This is a genomic window from Rhodococcus sp. USK10 (assembly GCF_019378875.1).
Lineage (GTDB): Bacteria > Actinomycetota > Actinomycetes > Mycobacteriales > Mycobacteriaceae > Rhodococcus_F > Rhodococcus_F pseudokoreensis.
In genome coordinates this window covers 1,050,704-1,071,116 of record NZ_CP076048.1, presented here as the reverse complement: position 1 = coordinate 1,071,116, position 20,413 = coordinate 1,050,704, and the positions used below count along the sequence as shown (strand labels likewise).

Genomic DNA, 20,413 nt, shown 5'->3' with positions numbered 1-20,413 from the left:
ACAGGTAAGAGGTCAAGTGGTCTTACCAGTGATTGTCAGTCGAACAAGCTCCGGACGAACGCGGTGGTGTCGGGCAGGGACGCGGGCATGGTGGTGAGGTGGCCGGTCGGATACGTCCGGAAGAGGAACTGCTGCCCGTTCGCGGTGAGGTCGGCGGTGAACTTCCAGGTGAGAGGGATGGGGACGACGTCGTCGAACAGTCCCTGTCCGATGAACAACGGCCGGTCGTAACCCCGGACGGGGACCCCGAGCGTGGTGCGCAGTGCCGCCAGGATCGCCGGATCGTCGAGGGGGCGCGACATCAACTGTCCGATGGAGATGCCCGCGAGTTGCGGGGCCGCCTCCTCGTAGCAGAGCGACTCGACGCGATTGAGGACGTCCAGGCCGAGCGGGGTGAGGTAGCTGTCGACGTCCAGGTCGGGCCGCGACGCGCGCAGTCCCGCGAGCGCGTACGCCACGAATACCGTGCTCCCGGTGAGGGGGATCTGCGGGAAACCAGGGCCGACGAGCGGCGCGAGGTTCTCGAGATTGGACGGGGCGCCGGTGGCGACGGTGCCGCGGAAGTCGAGATCGGGTGCGTAGGCGGTGGCCATCGAGGCGGCGACGAGTGCGGCGTGACCGCCCTGCGATTGACCGATCGCGACCCACCGGTTCGACAGGGACGGCGTGACGGCCCGCGCCGCGCGCACCATGTCGATCACACTGTGCGCCTCGGTGGGACCGTCCAGGTACGGGTGCACGCCGGGTGTGCCGAGACCGACGTAATCCGTTGCGACGATGGCGTACCCCTGATCGAGCCAGGCCTGAACGTACGGTCCGGCGATTTTCCCCGTCACCGTCGGCGCGCACGCGTCCGCGATGCCGACCGTTCCGTGGGCCCAGGACACCACGGGCCACCCGCCGGGCGGCGCGTCACCGGGTGGCAGCAGGACTGCGCCGGTGCTGAGCGCGGGTTCGTTCATCGGCCCCGTCGTCCAGTACGTGATGTAGGTGGCCTCGGTGACGCCCGGCGGCCGCGCGTCCGGCGCCACTGGCGTCACGGCGACGACGACACCGGGATCGCCCTCCGCGGTCTGCGCGGGCGCCGGAGTGGGCGCACCGAAGAGCGACAGTGCGAGTGCCGCCGCGAGGACCGTTCCGGCGCGGCGGCCGAGCGAAGACGTCATCGCGTCCGTCCCTGGGCCGTCGGAGGCGCCGCGCTGTCCGCGAGTGGCCGGCGCGGCGTCCACTCAATTGTGCCCGCTCAGGGGTGGTGGGCGGAGTCTTTCAGTCGCGCGCGAATTCCGTCCACGAACAGCGACAACCCGAAGTCGAACCGGACCGCCGGATCGCCGTCGAGAAGATCCTCGTCGTACGCCGCGATCTGCGACTGCGGCGCGTCGGGGGAGAGCGCGGCGCGGGTGAGGGCGCCCGCCGATTCCATCTGCGCCCGCGACTGCTCGTCGACCGTGTGGCCGAGGACGTAGTACAGCAGCGAATAGGACGACAGCTCGGCGTGTTCGCGGGACAGCCCGGATCGCAGACCCACCGCCGCGAAGCTTTCCCGGACCCGGGAGTTGGTCATGCGTGACGCGTAGGTGGCGGAGACCAATTCGGCGCCGTCGCGGTGGGCGAGCAGCGCGGTGCGCAGCCGGTGCGCCAGTTCGGTGAACTCCGCGTCCCAGCCGGGCGCCGTGACCGGGGCGTCGACGTCTTCGAGGATCTTGTCGGCGAGGGCCCCGAGCAGCGTCTGCTTGTTGGGGAAATGCCAGTACAGGGCGCCGGGCTGCACGCCGAGGGCCGTTGCGAGTCTGCGCATCGTGAGGTCGGCGAGGCCGAACTCGTCGAGGATGGCCATTGCGCCGTCGAGTACGTCGCCGCGTCGCAATTGCACTGTGTGATCTCCCAATCTCGTCGAAAAGCTTGCTCCGGCTTTGACAGTATTCCATCACGGATCTAACGTGAACACCGTTCAACTTGTACGGTGTTCAATTTTTCGGTTCCGTCGACTCACGGCACGTGATCGGCCCGTTTTCCAGGAGATGCGTGTGACCTCGGCCCCGGTACAGACAGACATCCTCGCCCTCGCGCGTGAGCAGGTTCTCGAGCGCGGCGAAGCGCTGAACGAGAGCCAGGTGCTCGAAGTCCTGCAACTTCCCGACGACCGGCTCGAGGACCTGCTCGCCCTCGCGCACGACGTGCGGATGAAGTGGTGCGGCCCCGAGGTCGAGGTCGAGGGCATCATCAGCCTCAAGACCGGCGGCTGCCCCGAGGACTGCCACTTCTGCTCGCAGTCCGGGCTGTTCCAGTCGCCGGTGCGCGCGGCATGGCTCGACATCCCCTCGCTCGTCGAGGCCGCCAAGCAGACCGCCAAGTCCGGCGCCAGCGAATTCTGCATCGTCGCCGCCGTCCGCGGGCCCGACGAGCGGTTGCTCGCCCAGGTCGCCGCCGGAATCGAGGCGATCCGCAACGAGGTCGACATCCAGATCGCGTGCTCGCTGGGCATGCTCACCCAGGAGCAGGTCGACCAGCTCGCCGCGATGGGGGTGCACCGCTACAACCACAACCTCGAGACCTCGAAGTCCCACTTCCCGAACGTCGTCACCACCCACACGTGGGACGAACGCTGGAACACTCTCCGCATGGTCCGCGAGGCCGGCATGGAGGTGTGCTGCGGCGGCATCCTCGGCATGGGTGAGAGCCTCGAGCAGCGCGCCGAGTTCGCCGCCAACCTGGCGGAACTCGAACCCGACGAGGTCCCGCTCAACTTCCTCAACCCGCGTCCGGGAACCCCGTTCGGCGACCTCGAGGTGCTGCCGGCGAGCGAGGCCCTCAAGTCGGTGGCCGCCTTCCGGCTCGCGCTGCCCCGCACCATCCTCCGCTTCGCAGGGGGCCGCGAGATCACCCTCGGCGACCTCGGGGCCAAGCAGGGCATCCTCGGCGGCATCAACGCCGTCATCGTCGGCAACTACCTGACGACCCTCGGCCGCCCGGCCGAACAGGACCTCGACCTGCTCGTCGATCTGCAGATGCCGATCAAGGCCCTGAACGACACCCTGTGACGACCATGGAGACGACCGCGGGCGACGCCGACGGTCTGGAGGAGCGCTACAACCCGTACACCGGCCGCCGCGTGGTGGCCGGTGTGGACGACGCCGTCCCCACCGCCGCGCAGCTCGGGCTGGAACCGCCCCGCTTCTGCGAGGCGTGCGGCCGCCGGATGGTGGTGCAGATCAGCCCCGACGGCTGGTGGGCGAAATGTTCCCGCCACGGTGTGTTCGACTCGATCTGCCGCGGACGGCGGTAGCGTCGAACGCGTGACCACGCTCCCGCGCTTCAGGCTTCGATCTGCCGCCGGAATCTTCTGCGGGACGGTGGTGGCGAGCGCGCTCGCCGGGGTGCTGTGGGGACTCCTGGCACCACCCGAACATCTGCTGGTGGTGTCCCCCGACCGCGGGGTGTCGCTGACCGGGGAGAGCGTGCACCGGTTCGACGCGATCGGGATGTTCGCGTGTGCCGGCCTGGTGGTCGGCATCCTCACCGCGGTCGCGGCGTGGACGGCGCGGAAAAGTCGCGGTCCCGTGGCGCTGGGCGCCGTACTCTCCGGCAGCGTGGTCGGGGCCTGCGTGATGGCCCTCGGCGGCATCGGCGTGGCGGCCCTGCGCTTCCCCGACCCCGACACCTCGACCGCCGGCGCCGTCGTCGCGGTCGCGCCGGGGATCGGGACCCCGCTGGTGCTGATCTTCCAGCCGCTCGTCGCGTGCGTCGTGACGTTGGTGCTCGCCGCGCTCAACCCGTACGACGATCTCGGTGTCGGCGATGGGCCGGTCGAACTCGACGAGCCGGAAGAGCGCGACGCGACCGTTACTTCGTGACCGAGGCTCGCATTCGCACGTCGCCGAGCAGGCGACCGCTGGCGAGAGCGCCGATGCGGCGGGTCGCGAAGCGAGTGCTGACCGACGACACCCAGTTCATCAGCCCGGAGACGACGCTCGGCGGTGTGCTGCGCCGGTCCAGCGCCCGCAGCGCCGTCGCGACCACCTGGTCCGCGGTCTGCAAGCGGCCGACGGCGGCGTCCTCGGAGCCGACGACGTCGAAGAACTCGGTGCGGGTGGGGCCCGGGCAGACGGCGAGCACGGTGAGGCCGGTGCCTCTCGCCTCCGCCCACAACGCCTCCGTGAAGTTCAGGACGAACGCCTTCGTCGCCCCGTAGACGGCCATACCCGGGGTCGGCTGGAACGCCGCGGTGCTCGCCACGTTGACGAGTGCGCCGCGCCCGCGGAGCAGGTCGGGCAGAAACGTGTGCGACAACTCGACGAGGGTGGTGACGTTGAGCTGGATCTCGGAGGTCAACCGGTCCAGGTCGGCGGACGCGAAATCTCCGTGCGTCCCGAATCCGGCGTTGTTGATGAGCGAGTCGACGCGGATGTCGCGCGCGGCGAGTTCGCTGCGCAACCGCGCGCCTGCGCCGGGTGCCGCGAGGTCGAACGGGAGCACGGTGACCGTCACGTGGTGTGCGGCGCGGAGTTCGGCGGCGAGTTGTTCGAGCCGGTCGGCGCGCCGCGCGACGAGGACGAGGTCGGCGCCGCGCCCGGCGAAGCGACGGGCGAATTCGGCACCGAGGCCCGCGCTCGCGCCGGTGATGAGGACGGTGGTTCCGGATGCGTCGAAAGGCATGTCTGCTCCTAGCGGTGGGGTGATTCCGAATGTAGTCAGTGCCATCTATGTAGTCAATGACAACATTTTGCTAGGCTTGCGCCGTGTCCGCCGCCGAACAGCCCTACCACCACGGGAGTCTTCGTCAGGTGCTGCTCGCACGCGCGGAGAGCACCCTCGAGCGGGACGGCGTCGACGGCCTGTCCCTGCGACAGCTCGCCCGTGAGGCCGGGGTCAGTCACGCCGCACCGAGCAAGCACTTCCGCGACCGTCAGGCGCTGCTCGACGCGCTCGCCGAATCCGGTTTCCGGCGGCTCACCGCCGCTCTCGAACGCGCGGTCGACCTCGCCGAACCCCACGCCCGGGCCCGCTTCGCGGCGCTCGCCGACGCGTACGTGACCTTCGCGCTCGCGCACCGGGAGTTACTCGCCCTGATGTACGGCAACAAGCACGCGCCCGGGGCCGCCTCCCAGGTCGTGGAGGCCGGTCACGCCTCGATGGACCTGACGGTCCGGATCGTCACCGAGGCCCAGGCCGCGGGCGACATCGGGCCCGGGGACGCGTCGCGCATCGCCCTCGTCGCGTTCGCCACGTTCCACGGGATCGCGACCCTCGCCGCCGGCGGGATGCTCGACGACGCGCCGGTGGACGAAGTGGTCACCGCCGCATCCGACACGTTCTGGCGGGGTCTCGCCCGGGCGTGACACGTCTCCCGGCGATCTCACAGCGCACTCCCGCCGCAGTCTCGAGTACCGGCGCTTACCTGGAATCGGAAATGTCGATCCCCCAGGAGGCGAAGATGATGCGTACCGGCGAATCCGGCTCGGCCCGTGGTGTCGTGGTGGTGACTGCCGCCGGCAGCGAGCAGGGCAGGCGCACCGCGCAGGAGTTGCTCGATTCGGGCTGGTGCGTCGCGGTCACCGCACGCACGGTCGCGGAACTGGCCCGGATCATGCCGGGCATGTCCGGTCACCGGCTGCTCGCGGTTGCCGCCGATCCGTCCGACCCCCGCCAGGTCGGGCAGCTGCTCGACCGCGTTTTCGGCCGCTTCGGCCGCATCGATTCGGTGCTCGGCGCGGAATCGTCGGTCGCGGCGGCGTGGCGGCGGCGCACCTCGCAGGAGGGTGAAATCGCGGCCGCCTGACGGCCGGATTCAGCTCGGCGGCCGGAGCGCCGCGAACTCGTCCGTCACCCGCAGGGTGGAGTCGGTGAACCGGTAGAGGGCGGCCGGGCGACCGCCGGTGCGGCCGGACGGTGCCGTGTTGCCGGTGGGGGTCAGCACCCCGCGGCGTCCGAGGACGCGCTGGAGGTTGGTCGCATCCACCTGGTAACCGAGTGCGGCGCAGTAGATCTCGCGCAGCGTCGACATGGAGAACTCGTCGGGCGCCAGCCCGAACGCGATGTTGGTGTAGGAGAGCTTGGCGGCGAGGCGGGTCCGGGCGTGCCGGACGACGGTGCCGTGGTCGAACGCCATCTCGGGCAGCGCCGACACTGGATGCCACGCGGTGTCCGGCGGCAGCTGCGGGTCGGCGGGGAGGGGGACGAGCCCGAGGAACGTCGACGCGATGGTGCGCGGTCCGGGCACCCGCCGCGGATCGCTGAACACCGAGAGCTGCTCGAGGTGGGAGACCTCCTGCACGTCCACCTTCTCGGCCAGCTGGCGTCGCGCGGACGTCGTGAGGTCCTCGTCCTCGCGGAGGAGTCCGCCGGGCAGCGACCATGCGCCGGCCTGCGGATCGAGGGCCCGTTGCCACAGCAGCACGGCGAGCTCTCCGGTGCCCCCCGCGTGACGCATATCACCGCTGTGACCTGCGTCGATATAGCCGGGGAAGTGGCGAACCTGGAACACCGCGGTAAGCACTTCATGCGTGGTGTTACTATTGGGCATGTTTTCGATCCTAAGTCGAAAACCTCGATTTCGGAAATTCGGGCCAGCCCGCCCGAGTTCACGGTGAAGGAGCAAGCCATGACGACCACGACGTTGTGGGCGGGTACCAACCCGCAGATTCAGGACGGTACCGGCGGTTACGCGGGCGTCGAGGCGAGCGAAGAGTGGGCTGCCGAGATCAAACGGCTGGCACGCGAGCGGGGAGCGACCCTCCTCGCGCACAACTACCAATTGCCCGCCATCCAGGACGTGGCCGACCACGTCGGCGACTCCCTGGCACTCTCGCGCATCGCGGCGGAGGCCCCCGAGGACACCATCGTGTTCTGCGGCGTGCACTTCATGGCCGAGACCGCGAAGATCCTCAGCCCCGCCAAGACGGTGCTGATCCCGGACGAGCGCGCGGGCTGCTCGCTGGCCGACTCGATCACCGCCGATCAGCTGCGCGAGTGGAAGGCCGAGTTCCCCGACGCCGTCGTCGTGTCGTACGTCAACACCACCGCCGAGGTGAAGGGTCTGACGGACATCTGCTGCACGTCGTCCAACGCCGTCGACGTGGTCGCGTCGATCGACCCCGACCGCGAGGTCCTGTTCCTGCCCGACCAGTTCCTCGGCGCCCACGTCAAGCGCGTCACCGGTCGCAAGAACATGCAGATCTGGGCCGGCGAGTGCCACGTCCACGCCGGCATCAACGGCGACGAGCTCACCGCGCAGGCCAAGGCGCACCCCGGTGCCGAACTGTTCGTCCACCCCGAATGCGGTTGCGCCACCTCGGCGCTCTACCTCGCAGGCGAGGGATTCGTGCCCGAGGACAAGGTGAAGATCCTGTCGACGGGCGGCATGCTCGACGCCGCCCGCGCCACCGGGGCCAAGCAGGTTCTCGTGGCCACCGAGGTCGGGATGCTGCACCAGCTGCGCAAGGCGGCGCCGGAGGTCGACTTCCAGGCCGTCAACGACCGCGCGTCCTGCCCGTACATGAAGATGATCACCCCCGCCGCCCTGCTCCGCTGCCTGCTCGAGGGCAAGGACGAGGTTCACGTCGATCTCGCGACCGCCGAGCGTGCCCGCAAGTCGGTGCAGCGGATGATCGAGATCGGAAACCCGGGCGGCGGCGAGTGAGCAGCCCGGCCCGGGGGATTTCCTGGGAAGAGCACGCCGACCTCGTTGTGGTGGGCGGGGGTGTGGCCGGACTGACGGCCGCACGCACCGCCTCGCTGCGCGGGCTGACCGTGCTCACCGTCAGCAAGGGTGGGGCGACGGACACCGCGACGCAGTACGCGCAGGGCGGCATCGCCGTGGTCGGTGACGCCGTCACCGATTCGGTGGATTCGCACGTGGCCGACACGTGTGAGGCCGGCGTCGGCCTGTGCGACGAAAACGCCGTGCGGTCGATCGTGGCCGGCGGCCGCGACGCCGTGGCCGCGCTGACCGATCTGGGCGCGGTGTTCGACCGCGGCCGGGACGGCGCCGTGTCACGCACCCGCGAGGGCGGGCACAGCACTCGGCGGATCATCCACGCAGGCGGCGACGCCACCGGTGCGGAGGTCCAGCGCGCACTGGGTGCGGCCGGGCTTCCGGTCCTGTTCGACAGTTCCGCCGTCCGCGTGCTCACCGATGCGCGCGGCGTCACCGGGGTTCTCGTCGACTCCCCGCGCGGACTCGGCGTGATCCACACACCCGCCGTCCTCCTGGCGACCGGCGGACTCGGGCAGCTGTACGCCTGCAGCACCAACCCGCCCGGCGCCACCGCCGACGGCATCGCGCTCGCACTCGACGCAGGCGCGGCCGTCGCCGATCTCGAGTTCGTGCAGTTCCACCCGACCGTGCTGTTCACCCCCGGCGGTCTCGGCCGGCGCCCGCTGATCAGCGAGGCTGTCCGCGGCGAGGGCGCGATCCTCGTCGACGCCAACGGCGATTCGGTGACCGCCGGCGTGCATCCGCGCGGCGACCTGGCACCCCGCGACGTCGTGTCGCGGGCCATCGCGTCGCGGCTGCGGGAACTCGGACACGACCACGTCTACCTCGATGCCCGTCGGCTGCCCGGGTTTGCGCAGCGGTTCCCGACCGTGACGGCGTCCTGCCTGGAAGCCGGGATCGACCCGCGCGAACAGCTGATTCCGGTCGCCCCTGCCGCCCACTACTCGTGCGGCGGCGTGGTCACCGACGTCGACGGACGCACCTCGGTCCCCGGCCTCTACGCGGCGGGGGAGGTGGCCCGCACCGGGCTGCACGGCGCGAACCGGCTGGCCTCCAACAGCCTCCTCGAAGGCCTGGTGGTCGGCGAACGGGCCGGCGCCGCGGCCGTCGAACGCGCCGATCTGCGCGTCGAGGCGGCCGACGCCGAGCGACGCGCACTGCCGTCCGCGCCGCGGGAACTGGTGCAGCAGTTGATGACCGGCAACGCCTCCGTCGTCCGCGACGGCGCAGGTCTCGAGGCGGTCGCCGCCGCCCTCGCCGCCGCGCCGCGCACGGTGCCCGAGGGGCAGACCGCGCTCGAAGACGCCGCGCTGACCCTGACGGCGGCAGCGCTCGTGCTCGCCGCAGGCGCGCGCACCGAAAGTCGTGGATGCCACACCCGCAGCGACTACCCGGAGACGTCCGGCGAGTGGCGCCGCAGCACGCACGTGCGCCTGCGCGACGGCGAACTCGAGCTTCTCCAACCCCAACTGACAGGAGTGCTGTGATGGCCGACCACGTCCTTCCCGACGGTCTGGACGCGGACGAGGTCCGCACGCTCGTGCGCCTCGCCCTGGACGAGGACCTGCGGTACGGACCCGACGTGACGTCCGCGTCCACGGTTCCGGCCGACGCGGTCGCCAAGGCATCCGTGGTCTCCCGCGCGCACGGCACCGTCGCCGGCCTCGACGTGGGACTACTCGTGCTCGACGAGGTGATCGGGGCGGGCCGCTACGAGGTCCTCGACCGGGTCGCCGACGGCACGCGGATCGTGCCCGGCCAGGCCGTGCTGACGGTGTCCGCGCCCACGCAGGGGCTGCTCACCGCGGAACGGACGATGCTCAACCTGGTCTGCCACCTGTCCGGCATCGCCACCGCGACGTCCGCGTGGGTGGATGCGGTCGAGGGCACCGCGGCGAAGATCCGCGACAGCCGCAAGACGCTGCCGGGACTGCGGTCGCTGCAGAAGTACGCCGTCCGGGTGGGCGGCGGCGTCAACCACCGCATGGGACTCGGCGACGCCGCGCTGATCAAGGACAACCACGTCGCCGCCGCCGGTTCGGTGGTGGCGGCGCTGCGGGCCGTCCGCGCCGCCGCACCGGACATCGAATGCGAGGTGGAGGTCGACAGCCTCGCGCAACTCGACGAGGTACTCGCCGAGAACGTGGAACTGGTGCTCCTCGACAACTTCCCGCTGTGGCAGACCCAGATCGCGGTGCAGCGCCGCGACGCGAACGCCCCCGCCACCAAGCTCGAATCGTCGGGCGGTCTCACGCTGGACGTCGCGGCCGAGTACGCCGCGACCGGGGTCGACTACCTCGCGGTCGGTGCGCTCACCCATTCGGTGACCGTGCTGGATCTCGGCCTCGACATGTGACCCCACCTGTGAGTACTTATTAACCGCCGGCGGTTAATAAGTACTCACAGGTCAGACGGCACGGCGAATCGTCGCCAGGAACGTGGCCGCGACGAAGAACAACCCGGAGAACGTCCGGTTGGTGGCCCGCTGCTGGCGCGGTGAGCGCATCAGCCGCAGGACTTTCGACGCGAGCCCGGTGTAGCCGGTCATGACGGCGACGTCGACCGCGACCATGGTGGCGGCGATGATCAGGTACTGGGGGAGCAGCGGCGCCGACGGGGTGATGAACTGCGGGAGCACCGCCAGCATGAAGACGACGGCCTTGGGGTTGCTGGCGTTGACGAGGAAACCGCGCAGCGTCATCGCCGGTCCGCTGGTCTCGGCGACATCGCCGCCGACCCCGGACACGTCGGTCGCGCTCGCCCGCCACTGCCGGACGCCGAGATACACCAGGTAGGCGACGCCGAACCACTTGATCACCGTGAACGCGAGGGTCGAGTTCGCGAGCAGCGCCCCGAGCCCCGCGGCGACCACCGCGATCTGCAGCAGCAACCCCAGCTGGAGACCGGCGATGTTCCAGTAGCCGCGCCGCAACCCGAATCGCATTCCGGTGGCCATCGACGCGATCGCGCCTGCACCCGGCGACAAACTGATCACGCAGGACGCCCCGAGCACTGCACACCACATCTGCCACGACACGAGGTGATCGTACGTCGCGTCCCGCGGTGTTCCCGTTACGGGGGATTCGTGCAGCTGAGGGGCGGATCGACGAGGGAACAGACCCCGGCGCGACGGCGGGGTTCGTAGCCGGGTGGGAGCCCGTTCGCGACGACGTCCCGGTAGGTCGCCACCGCATCGGTCGGCCGCCGGGAGAGGGTGGGATCGGTCAGCGCGTCGACGGTGAACAGGCCGAACCGGGGACGGAACGTGCCCCACTCGTAGTTGTCGGTGATCGACCAGTAGTTGTATCCGATCACCGGTGCGCCGTCGGCCCGCGCCCGCTCCATCCAGTAGACGTGGTCGCGGAGATGATCGGACCGGGTGTAGCCGTCCGGGCGCGGCTTCCCGTCGTCGGTGGGCATGCCGTTCTCCACGACGTACAGCGGCAGTCCCGGGAACTTACGGGTGTACCGCATCAGGGCGTGGTAGATGCCGTCCGGCTGGGGACTGACGTCGTAGAACGCGTCGGTGACCGCGTTCACCGCGGTGAGGTTGTCGAGGGAGAGGCCGTAGTAGTAGTCGACGCCGAGGAAGTCGACTTTGTCGCGGACGCGGTCGACGAACGTAGCGTCGAGCGCGTCCATGGCGGCCGGCACGTAGGCGAGGTTGCTGCTGACCCGGGCGCCCGGATCGATCCCGTGGATCAGGTCGTACGCGCGGCGGTGGACCTCGACGAGCCGGTCGAGCATCTGCGGCGCCCGGTCGGGGCCGATGCCGCCGAACGTCAGCTCCTTCTGCACGTACACGGTCGGCTCGTTGATCGTGATCCAGATCGCGCCCACACCGGCATAGCGCTCGACCACTTTCTGCGCGTTCGCGAGCCAGTCGTCGACGATCTCCGGGTTCGCCCACCCGCCCCGGTCCGCGACCCACCCCGGGTACACCCAGTGGTCGAGCGTGATCATCGGGGTCATGCCGTGGCCGGTGATCTCGCGGACGACGTCGTCGTAGTACCGCAGCTCGGTCTCGTCCCACACGCCCGGCGCGGGCTGCAGTCGTGCCCACTCGACGCCGAACCGGAAGACGTCGACACCCAGGTCTGCCGCGCGGGTGATGTCCTCGGTGTACCGGTGCCGGAAGTCGACGGAGTTGCCGATCGCGTCGTGGGTGCGGCCGGAGTCGGAATACCGCCGCCAGTTGCTGTCGGGGGAGGAACCCTCCGACTGGAACCCGGACGTCGCCACGCCCCACAGGAAGTCGCCGGGGAGAGGGTCGGCGTGCACCGCGGCGGCGGGGCTCAGCAAGCACAGTAGAACCGCGCCGGCACCCAGAAGTCGCGAGGGAGTCCGCACCGGCCGAACAGTAGCGGAAACGCTGTCCCGAGTGCGCACATTGGGGGATACTGGCGAGTAGGACTACCCGCCAGTAGGAGGCGCGTCATGGTCGACACCTCAGCTCCGAAGGTCACCGAAGAAGAAGCACGAGCAGTCGCGGAGGAGGCGAGGGAATCCGGATGGGACAAACCCTCCTTCGCGAAAGAACTGTTTCTCGGACGGTTCCGGCTGGATCTGGTTCATCCCTTCCCACGGCCGGCTGCCGACGACGCCGCCAAGGCCGAAGAATTCCTCGTCCGCCTCCGCGCCTACTGCGAGGAGATGGACGGCAGCGTCATCGAAACGCAGTCCCGCATTCCCGACGAATACGTCCGCGGCCTCGCCGACCTCGGGTGCTTCGGCCTGAAGATCTCGGAGGAGTACGGCGGCCTCGGACTCTCCCAGGTCGCATACAACCGGGCGCTGATGCTCGTCGCGTCGGTGCACCCGAGCCTCGGCGCGCTGCTGTCGGCCCATCAGTCGATCGGCGTCCCCGAACCGCTCAAGCTGGCAGGCACCCCCGAGCAGAAGCGCGAGTTCCTGCCGCGATGTGCCCGCGGCGCCATCTCCGCCTTCCTCCTCACCGAACCCGACGTCGGGTCCGACCCGGCGCGGCTGGCGTCGTCGGCGGTACCCATCGAGGGCGGTGCCGCCTACGAATTGGACGGCGTGAAGCTGTGGACGACCAACGGCGTCGTCGCGGAACTGCTCGTCGTCATGGCGCGGGTGCCGAAGAGCGAGGGCCATCGCGGCGGTATTTCCGCCTTCGTCGTCGAGGCCGACACACCGGGCATCACCGTGGAACGGCGCAACGCGTTCATGGGACTGCACGGGATCGAGAACGGCGTCACTCGCATGTACAAGGTGCGCGTTCCGCGGGAGAACCTGATCGGCCGGGAGGGCGACGGACTCAAGATCGCACTCACCACCCTCAACGCCGGCCGGCTTGCGATTCCGGCGATGTGCGCGGGCGCAGGCAAGTGGTCGCTGAAGATCGCCCGCGAATGGTCCGGCGTGCGCGTCCAGTGGGGCAAAGCCATCGCCGAGCATGCGGCCGTCGCCAACAAGTTGTCGTTCATGGCCGCGACCACGTACGCGCTCGAGGCGGTGGTGGACCTGTCGGCGCAGATGAACGACGAGGGTCGCAACGACATCCGGATCGAGGCGGCGCTCGCCAAGCTGTGGTCGTCCGAGATGGCCTGCGTCATCTCCGACGAGCTGATCCAGGTCCGCGGAGGTCGCGGATACGAGACGGCGGCGTCGCTGGCCGCCCGCGGTGAACGGGCGGTGCCGGTGGAACAGCTGGACCGCGATCTGCGCATCAACCGGATCTTCGAGGGGTCGAGCGAAATCATGCGACTGCTGGTCGCGCGCGAGGCCGTGGACGCCCACCTCACGGCGGCGGGCGATCTCGCCGACCCGCACGCCGACACCGGTGCGAAGGCCCGGGCGGCGGCGAAGGCGAGCGGCTTCTACGCGAAGTGGCTGCCGCAACTCGTGGCGGGTAAGGGGCAGGTGCCGACGTCGTTCGGCGAATTCGGCGTCCTGGCCAAGCACCTGCGTTTCGTCGAACGGCACTCCCGGAAGCTGGCCCGCTCCACGTTCTACGGGATGGCCCGGTGGCAGGCCGCACTGGAGAAGCAGCAGGGCTTCCTCGGCCGGGTCGTGGATATCGGCGCCGAACTGTTCGCGATGTCCGCCACCTGCGTCAAGGCGGAGATGCAGCGGCAGGAGAACGAGGCCGAGGGCGACGCGGCCTACGAACTCGCCGACGTGTTCTGCCGTCAGGCGGCGCTGCGTGTCGAGAAGTTGTTCGACGGTCTGTGGCACAACACCGACGACGCCGACAAGCAGGTCGCGCACTCGATCCTCGAGGGACGGTACGCGTGGCTGGAGCGGGGCGTGGTCGACCCGAGCGAAGGCACCGGTCCGTGGATCACCGAGTGGACGCCCGGCGCGTCGACCGAGGAGAACCTGGCGAGGCGGTTCCTGCACTCGACCCGGCTCTAGGCCGCCGGGTTCCCTCGCGGCCGGGGCAGCACAACGCGGCACCCGCCGGCGTCACGGCGCCGGCGGGTGCCTGTGTGTGCACGGCGGCCCCGGCCGAAACCCGGTCGGCCGCCGACCGGTGAAAACGGGGTGCGCCTATCCTGGATAATCGGTGTCGAGCCCTGTTCTCCGCAGAACAGTCCGCTCGTCCGAGACACCGTGTCCCGACAGTCGCAGAGAGGACCTCTCATGCTCGCCCGCACCGACCTTCGTGGTCGTACCCCTTCCACGGCCGAACTTCGCGCCGCACTTCCTCGAGGTGGAGTGGATGTGGACGCGGTCCTGCATCAGGTTCGCCCCGTCGTCGAGGCGGTCCGCGAGCGCGGCGCCGACGCGGCCCTCGAGTTCAGTGAGAAGTTCGACGGCGTCCGCCCCGCGCAGGTGCGGGTGCCGCAGGCCGAGTTGGACCGCGCCCTCCGCGAACTGGACCCCGCAGTCCGCGCCGCCCTCGAGGTCGCGATCGAACGCACCCGCAAGGTGCACGCCGACCAGCGCCGCACGGACACCACCACCGAGGTCGTCCCGGGCGGCACCGTCACCGAACGGTGGGTGCCCGTCGACCGCGTCGGGCTGTACGTTCCGGGCGGCAACGCCGTCTACCCGTCCAGCGTCGTGATGAACGTGGTGCCCGCGCAGGCCGCCGGCGTCCGCTCGCTCGTGGTGGCGTCGCCTCCGCAATCCGAGTTCGGCGGTCTGCCGCACCCGACCATCCTTGCCGCGGCCGCCCTGCTGGGTGTCGAAGAGGTGTGGGCCGTCGGCGGCGGTCAGGCCGTCGCGCTGCTCACCTACGGCGGTAACGACGTCACCCCGGACGGTGCCGAACTCACCCCCGTCGACCTCATCACCGGTCCCGGCAACATCTACGTCACCGCCGCCAAGCGCCTCTGCCGCGGCCTCGTCGGCATCGACGCGGAGGCGGGCCCCACCGAGATCGCGATCCTCGCCGACCACACCGCCGACCCGGTGCACGTCGCCGCCGACATGATCAGCCAGGCCGAGCACGACGTGATGGCCGCGAGCGTCCTCGTCACGTCCAGCGTCGAACTCGCCGACGCCGTCGACACCGCGCTGGCCGCGCAGCTCGAGATCACCAAGCACCGCGAGCGCGTCACCGCCGCGCTGTCCGGCACCCAGTCGGGCACCGTCCTGGTCTCCGACGTCGAGGCCGGCCTGCGAGTGGTCAACGCGTACGCCGCCGAGCACCTCGAGATCCAGACCGAGAACGCCACCGCCGTCGCCGCGAAGGTGACCAGTGCGGGCGCGGTGTTCGTCGGCCCGTGGGCGCCGGTCAGCCTCGGCGACTACTGCGCCGGGTCCAACCACGTCCTGCCCACTGCGGGCTGCGCCCGGCACTCCTCGGGGCTGAGCGTGCAGACGTTCCTGCGCGGTATCCACGTGGTCGACTACTCGGAATCCGCGCTGAAGGAGGTCTCCGGCCACGTCATCACCCTCGCGAACGCCGAGGACCTGCCCGCACACGGTGAGGCCGTGCGGCTGCGGTTCGAGGCGCTTCGGTGACCGCCGCGAACGTGCCCGGTTCGTCGATCAGGGTCGACGCCCTGCCGATCCGGGAGAATCTGCGTGGCAAGTCGGCGTACGGGGCGCCGCAGCTGACGGTCCCCGTTCAGCTGAACACCAACGAGAACCCGCACCCGCCGACGAAGGCGCTCGTCGACGACGTCGCGGAGTCCGTGCGGGAGGCCGCACGCGAACTGCACCGCTACCCGGACCGCGACGCGGTGGCCCTGCGCACCGACCTCGCCGCGTACCTCGTCCGTCAGACCGGGGTGCCGGTCACGGTCGACAACGTGTGGGCGGCCAACGGGTCCAACGAGATCCTGCAGCAGCTGCTGCAGGCGTTCGGCGGTCCCGGTCGCAGCGCGATGGGCTTCGTGCCGTCGTACTCGATGCACCCGATCATCGCGGACGGTACCGAGACCGAGTGGCTGCCGATCTTCCGGCGCGCCGACTTCGCGCTCGACGTGGACGCCGCGACCGCGGCGATCGCCGAACGCAGGCCTGACGTCGTGTTCGTCACCAGCCCCAACAACCCGACCGGGCACAGCGTCGGCATCGCGGAACTGCGCCGGGTCCTCGACGCCGCGCCGGGCATCGTGATCGTCGACGAGGCGTACGCCGAATTCTCCGACGCACCGAGCGCCTTGACGCTGATCGACGAGTACCCGTCCAAGCTGGTGGTGTCGCGGACGATGAGCAAGGCGTTCGCGTTCGCCGGCGGCAGGCTCGGATACCTCGCGGCCGCACCGGCATTCATCGAGGCGCTGCTCCTGGTCCGGTTGCCGTACCACCTGTCGGTGGTTACGCAGGCCGCTGCCCGCGCGGCGCTGCGGCACGCGAACGAGACGCTCGGCAGCGTGCACGCCCTCGCCGCGGAGCGGGTGCGGGTGTCGAAGGCATTGGAGGACACGGGGTTCCACGTCATTCCCAGCGACGCGAACTTCATCCTGTTCGGTGAGTTCACCGACAGTGCCCGCGCCTGGCAGGCCTACCTCGACCGCGGAGTGCTGATCCGGGACGTCGGGATCCCCGGATTCCTGCGCGCCACCGTCGGGCTGGCCTCCGAGAACGACGCCTTCATCGTGGCGAGCGACGAGATCGCCGCCACCGAACTCACCAGCTCAGGAGACCGAGGATGACCGACCGCATCGCCCGCGTGGAACGCACCACCAAGGAATCGAGCATCACCGTCGAACTGAACCTCGACGGCACCGGGATCGTCGACGTCTCCACCGGGGTTCCGTTCTTCGACCACATGCTGACCGCGCTCGGCTCCCACGCGAGTTTCGACCTCACCGTCCACGCGAAGGGCGACATCGAGATCGAGGCGCACCACACGGTCGAGGACACGTCGATCGTGCTCGGCCAGGCACTCGGTCAGGCCCTCGGCGACAAGAAGGGCATCCGCCGGTTCGGTGACGCGTTCATCCCGATGGACGAGACGCTCGCCCACGCGTCGGTCGACGTGTCCGGGCGCCCGTACTGCGTCCACACCGGCGAACCGGAACACCTGCTGCACGCCGTCATCGGCGGGTACCCGGGGGTGCCGTACGCGACCGTGATCAACCGGCACGTGTTCGAGTCGATCGCACTCAACGCGCGCATCGCCCTGCACGTGCGCGTGCTCTACGGGCGCGATCAGCACCACATCACCGAGGCCGAGTTCAAGGCCGTGGCCCGCGCACTGCGCGAGGCCGTCGAACCCGACCCCCGCGTCACGGGTGTGCCGTCCACCAAGGGCAGCCTGTGAACCGGACGCACTCGTGAGCGTCGTCCTCGTCTACGTCCTGTTCATCGCCGCGGGTATCGCGGCGGGCGGCGCGTACTCCATGTGGAAGTTCAACAAACTGGCCTCGGGCGTGCTGCTGGCACTGGCGGTGCTGGCAGCCGTGGCGGGCGTTCTCAGGTTGATGTAGTGCCGGTCGCAGTGGGGGAGCGCCGCGGCCTGCTCCGCACCCGCGGTCTGCCCACCGCGATGGTGATGGGCGCCGCGGCGTTCGGCGGCTGGGCGGTGCTGTTGCCGGTGGTCCCGCTGATCGTCTCGCTGTCCGGCGGTTCGGACACGCTCGCCGGCAGCGTGACGGCCGTGTTCATGGCCGCGACCGTCGCCACCCAACTCGGCGTGCCCCGGCTCCTGCGCAGATGGGGGCACCGCTGGGTGCTCGCCGCGGGCTGCATGCTGCTGGGGCCGCCGTCGCTGCTCCTCCTGCTCTCCACCGAGGCGATCCCGGTGCTCGCGGTGTCGGCCGTCCGCGGATCGGGCTTCGGCATGCTCACCGTCGCGAGCAGTGCGCTTGTCGCCGAACTCGTTCCGCGGCAGATGCTCGGCCGCGCAACGGGCGCGCAGGGAATCGCGGTGGCCGCCGCGCAGATGGTCGGGCTGCCGGCGGGCCTCGCGATCATGCAGCACTGGTCCGCGACCCCCGTCTTCGTGATCGGCGCTCTCATTCCCGCGCTCGCGGTCGTCGCGGTCACGCGGCTCCCCGCGATCGACGCCCCCGCGGATCGCGCGTCGCACGGCCGCATCCCGCTCGCCGCCGTGCTGACCCCGTGGCTGTCGATCGCGATCGTGGCGGCCGCGTTCGGCGGTCTGTCCAGCCTGCTGCCGATCGCGATCTCGGAGCGGGCGTCGCTCGCCGGGGTGATCCTCGCCGTGTCGAGCGGGGCGACACTGTTCGGGCGGTACGCCGCGGGATCGTTCTCCGACCGGCTCGGGGTGGGCCGTGCCCTGATTCCCGCCCTGACGTTCGTGTGCCTCGGCCTGGTCCTGTTCGCTGTCGCCGCGGCGACAGCGGCGCCCGTGCCGCTCCTGGTGTGCGCGGCGCCGGCATTCGGATTCGGGTTCGGCGCGGTGCAGAACGAGTCGCTCGTCATGATCTTCACCGCCGCGGGGCCGACCCGATTCGGCTCGGCGAGCGCCGGATGGAACATCGGGTTCGACGCGGGCACCGGGTTCGGTTCCCTCGCACTCGGAGCCGTCGCGTCGGCGGCCGGGTATTCCTGGGTGTTCGGGGTCGCGGCGACAGCGGTCGCGGTGGTCCCGGCCGCCGGAACGGTCGTCGGCCGCGCCCTCCGGCCTCGTTCGGCCGCCGGATAAGGTTGTGTCATGACCGTCTCCACGATTGCCGTCCTCGACTACGGCTCCGGCAACCTGCATTCGGCCACCCGCGCTCTGGCCCGGACCGGCGCGCGCGTCGAGGTCACGTCCGATCACAAGGTCGCACTCGCGGCCGACGGTCTCGTCGTTCCCGGCGTCGGCGCCTTCGCGGCGTGCATGGAGGGGCTCCGCGCGGTGCGGGGGGAACGGATCATCGGCCAGCGTCTGGCCGGCGGCCGGCCGGTCCTCGGGATCTGCGTCGGCATGCAGATCCTCTTCGAACGCGGCGTCGAGTTCGGCGTCGAGGCGGAAGGCTGCGGCGAATGGCCCGGCACCGTCGAACGCCTGCAGGCCGATGTGCTGCCGCACATGGGGTGGAACACCGTCGAGGCGCCGGCCAACAGCACGCTGTTCGCCGGTATCGACCCCGACACCCGGTTCTACTTCGTCCACTCGTACGCGGCCCAGACCTGGGAGCTGCCGACGCCGGAGCGGCTCGCGCCGCCCGCCCTGACCTGGGCCGACCACGGCGGCAAATTCCTCGCCGCCGTCGAGAACGGCGCGCTGTCCGCCACCCAGTTCCACCCCGAGAAGTCCGGCGACGCGGGCGCGGAACTGCTCCGCAACTGGGTTCGCAGTCTGTGACCGAACCCGGGGACGGGCGCGGCGACCTGTCGATCGGCAGGCTCGCCGTGTACGCGATGGGCGCCGCCACCGCGGTCCTGGTCCTCGCGACCGCGATCATTCTGGTGCTGAAACCGGGCCCCGTCCTCGGGCTGATCGTCGGGCTGCTCGGCGTCGTCGGTGCTATCGCCGCCATGGGTTACGTGTCGAAACGCATGACCCGCAACGCCTACGGCCGCGACCGCGAGGACCCGAAGCCGGGTTCCGACCGCTGAGCGACTAGGGTTGTCGCACGTGAGCCTGGTCCTTTTGCCTGCTGTAGATGTCGTCAACGGTGAAGCTGTTCGCCTCGTCCGGGGGGAGGCAGGAAGCGAGACCGGTTACGGCTCGCCTCGTGATGCCGCCCTCGCATGGCAGAACGACGGTGCCGAGTGGGTCCACATCGTCGACCTCGACGCCGCATTCGGTCGCGGCTCGAACCGTGAACTCCTCGCCGACGTGGTGGGGGAACTCGACGTCCAGGTGGAACTGTCCGGCGGAATCCGCGACGACGCGTCGCTCGAGGCCGCACTGGCCACCGGCTGCGGTCGCGTCAACCTCGGCACCGCCGCCATCGAGAACCCGGAGTGGTGTGCCCGCGCCATCGCCAAGTACGGCGAGAAGATCGCCGTCGGTCTCGACGTGCGCCTCGTCGACGGTGAGTACCAGCTCCGCGGTCGCGGCTGGGTCACCGAGGGCGGAAACCTGTGGGAGACCCTCGCCCGGCTCGACAGGGACGGCTGCTCCCGCTACGTCGTCACCGACGTGAGCAAGGACGGCACCCTCACCGGCCCCAATCTCGAACTCCTCGCGCAGGTCTGCGCGGCCACCGACGCCCCCGTCGTGGCCTCGGGGGGCGTGTCCACCATCGACGACCTCCGGGCGATCGCCGGACTCGTCGACCGGGGCGTCGAGGGATCCATCGTCGGCAAGGCGCTGTACGCGGGGCGGTTCACCCTCCCCGAGGCGCTCGCCGCGGTCTCGGGCTGAGTTCCCGC

At 70.3% G+C, this 20,413-nt stretch carries 23 protein-coding genes; 17 read left to right on the top strand and 6 right to left on the bottom strand.

Going from position 1 to position 20,413, the window contains the following annotated elements; translation table 11 throughout:
- Positions 1-35: 35 nt before the first annotated feature.
- Positions 36-1,166, bottom strand: a complete 1,131-nt coding sequence (locus I1A62_RS11835; protein WP_219458760.1) for a lipase family protein — start codon at positions 1,164-1,166, stop codon at positions 36-38.
- 77 nt (positions 1,167-1,243) lie between these two features.
- Entirely contained in the window at positions 1,244-1,873 is a 630-nt protein-coding gene (locus I1A62_RS11830) for a TetR/AcrR family transcriptional regulator C-terminal domain-containing protein (RefSeq protein WP_206010866.1), read from the bottom strand.
- 154 nt (positions 1,874-2,027) lie between these two features.
- Here I1A62_RS11830 and bioB point away from each other — a divergent pair, with 154 nt between their 5' ends.
- The 3 genes from bioB to I1A62_RS11815 are packed head-to-tail and all read left to right on the top strand — an operon-like array spanning position 2,028 to position 3,854.
- Positions 2,028-3,041: a biotin synthase BioB gene (gene bioB, locus I1A62_RS11825; protein WP_087556279.1), complete on the top strand. Its 1,014-nt coding sequence runs from the start codon at positions 2,028-2,030 to the stop codon at positions 3,039-3,041.
- Between the two features lie 5 nt (positions 3,042-3,046).
- A complete protein-coding gene (locus I1A62_RS11820) occupies positions 3,047-3,286 on the top strand; it encodes a hypothetical protein (RefSeq protein ID WP_095865328.1) in 240 nt (79 codons plus the stop codon).
- A gap of 10 nt (positions 3,287-3,296) precedes the next feature.
- Positions 3,297-3,854, top strand: coding sequence for a DUF2567 domain-containing protein (locus tag I1A62_RS11815; protein ID WP_206010868.1), 558 nt, complete (start codon positions 3,297-3,299; stop codon positions 3,852-3,854).
- Here the strand turns inward: I1A62_RS11815 and I1A62_RS11810 are convergent.
- On the bottom strand, positions 3,844-4,656 hold the full coding sequence (locus tag I1A62_RS11810; protein WP_219458759.1) for an SDR family oxidoreductase: 813 nt from the start codon (positions 4,654-4,656) through the stop codon (positions 3,844-3,846). The genes I1A62_RS11815 and I1A62_RS11810 overlap by 11 nt on opposite strands.
- Positions 4,657-4,739: 83 nt before the next feature.
- Between I1A62_RS11810 and I1A62_RS11805 the strand changes: the two genes are divergently transcribed.
- Together I1A62_RS11805 and I1A62_RS11800 are read left to right on the top strand one after the other, a co-directional pair.
- Positions 4,740-5,339, top strand: coding sequence for a TetR/AcrR family transcriptional regulator (locus I1A62_RS11805; protein ID WP_124390007.1), 600 nt, complete (start codon positions 4,740-4,742; stop codon positions 5,337-5,339).
- A gap of 71 nt (positions 5,340-5,410) precedes the next feature.
- Positions 5,411-5,779: an SDR family NAD(P)-dependent oxidoreductase gene (locus I1A62_RS11800; protein ID WP_124390008.1), complete on the top strand. Its 369-nt coding sequence runs from the start codon at positions 5,411-5,413 to the stop codon at positions 5,777-5,779.
- 9 nt (positions 5,780-5,788) lie between these two features.
- Here the strand turns inward: I1A62_RS11800 and I1A62_RS11795 are convergent, their stop codons facing one another.
- On the bottom strand, positions 5,789-6,523 hold the full coding sequence (locus I1A62_RS11795) for an NUDIX domain-containing protein (protein ID WP_124390009.1): 735 nt from the start codon (positions 6,521-6,523) through the stop codon (positions 5,789-5,791).
- Between the two features lie 78 nt (positions 6,524-6,601).
- Here I1A62_RS11795 and nadA point away from each other — a divergent pair, with 78 nt between their 5' ends.
- From nadA to nadC, 3 genes are read left to right on the top strand one after another with little or no spacing between them, the layout of a single operon-like run.
- A complete protein-coding gene (gene nadA / locus I1A62_RS11790) occupies positions 6,602-7,639 on the top strand; it encodes a quinolinate synthase NadA (protein WP_219458758.1) in 1,038 nt (345 codons plus the stop codon).
- Positions 7,636-9,204 (top strand): L-aspartate oxidase, encoded by a 1,569-nt coding sequence (locus I1A62_RS11785; RefSeq protein ID WP_219458757.1) that lies wholly within the window; start codon positions 7,636-7,638, stop codon positions 9,202-9,204. The genes nadA and I1A62_RS11785 overlap by 4 nt, the downstream gene beginning before the upstream one ends.
- Positions 9,204-10,073 carry a carboxylating nicotinate-nucleotide diphosphorylase gene (nadC, locus tag I1A62_RS11780; protein ID WP_124390012.1) on the top strand — a complete coding sequence of 290 codons (870 nt, stop codon included), beginning with the start codon at positions 9,204-9,206 and terminating at the stop codon, positions 10,071-10,073. Before I1A62_RS11785 ends, nadC begins: the two co-directional genes overlap by 1 nt.
- A 51-nt stretch (positions 10,074-10,124) precedes the next feature.
- Here the strand turns inward: nadC and I1A62_RS11775 are convergent, their stop codons facing one another.
- Complete coding sequence (locus I1A62_RS11775; RefSeq protein WP_219458756.1) at positions 10,125-10,754, bottom strand: LysE family transporter; 630 nt, start codon at positions 10,752-10,754, stop codon at positions 10,125-10,127.
- Between the two features lie 35 nt (positions 10,755-10,789).
- Positions 10,790-12,067 carry a glycoside hydrolase family 1 protein gene (locus I1A62_RS11770; protein ID WP_219458755.1) on the bottom strand — a complete coding sequence of 426 codons (1,278 nt, stop codon included), beginning with the start codon at positions 12,065-12,067 and terminating at the stop codon, positions 10,790-10,792.
- Positions 12,068-12,154: 87 nt separating this feature from the next.
- Here I1A62_RS11770 and I1A62_RS11765 point away from each other — a divergent pair, with 87 nt between their 5' ends.
- The 9 genes from I1A62_RS11765 (at position 12,155) to priA (ending at position 20,405) form a co-directional block, all read left to right on the top strand.
- A complete protein-coding gene (locus I1A62_RS11765) occupies positions 12,155-14,098 on the top strand; it encodes an acyl-CoA dehydrogenase family protein (RefSeq protein ID WP_124390014.1) in 1,944 nt (647 codons plus the stop codon).
- Positions 14,099-14,326: 228 nt separating this feature from the next.
- On the top strand, positions 14,327-15,655 hold the full coding sequence (gene hisD / locus I1A62_RS11760) for a histidinol dehydrogenase (RefSeq protein WP_124390015.1): 1,329 nt from the start codon (positions 14,327-14,329) through the stop codon (positions 15,653-15,655).
- Entirely contained in the window at positions 15,652-16,794 is a 1,143-nt protein-coding gene (locus tag I1A62_RS11755) for a histidinol-phosphate transaminase (RefSeq protein WP_124390016.1), read from the top strand. Before hisD ends, I1A62_RS11755 begins: the two co-directional genes overlap by 4 nt.
- Positions 16,791-17,405: an imidazoleglycerol-phosphate dehydratase HisB gene (gene hisB / locus I1A62_RS11750; protein ID WP_005247522.1), complete on the top strand. Its 615-nt coding sequence runs from the start codon at positions 16,791-16,793 to the stop codon at positions 17,403-17,405. The genes I1A62_RS11755 and hisB overlap by 4 nt, the downstream gene beginning before the upstream one ends.
- Before the next feature lie 13 nt (positions 17,406-17,418).
- Positions 17,419-17,571: a hypothetical protein gene (locus I1A62_RS11745; RefSeq protein WP_007297398.1), complete on the top strand. Its 153-nt coding sequence runs from the start codon at positions 17,419-17,421 to the stop codon at positions 17,569-17,571.
- The gene (locus I1A62_RS11740; protein ID WP_219458754.1) at positions 17,571-18,752 is read left to right on the top strand and encodes an MFS transporter; all 1,182 of its coding nucleotides are present in this window, start codon (positions 17,571-17,573) and stop codon (positions 18,750-18,752) included. Before I1A62_RS11745 ends, I1A62_RS11740 begins: the two co-directional genes overlap by 1 nt.
- A gap of 9 nt (positions 18,753-18,761) precedes the next feature.
- Positions 18,762-19,397, top strand: coding sequence for an imidazole glycerol phosphate synthase subunit HisH (gene hisH / locus I1A62_RS11735; protein ID WP_124390018.1), 636 nt, complete (start codon positions 18,762-18,764; stop codon positions 19,395-19,397).
- Entirely contained in the window at positions 19,394-19,651 is a 258-nt protein-coding gene (locus I1A62_RS11730) for a hypothetical protein (protein ID WP_124390019.1), read from the top strand. The genes hisH and I1A62_RS11730 overlap by 4 nt, the downstream gene beginning before the upstream one ends.
- Before the next feature lie 19 nt (positions 19,652-19,670).
- Positions 19,671-20,405 carry a bifunctional 1-(5-phosphoribosyl)-5-((5-phosphoribosylamino)methylideneamino)imidazole-4-carboxamide isomerase/phosphoribosylanthranilate isomerase PriA gene (priA, locus tag I1A62_RS11725; RefSeq protein ID WP_219458753.1) on the top strand — a complete coding sequence of 245 codons (735 nt, stop codon included), beginning with the start codon at positions 19,671-19,673 and terminating at the stop codon, positions 20,403-20,405.
- Positions 20,406-20,413: the final 8 nt, after the last annotated feature.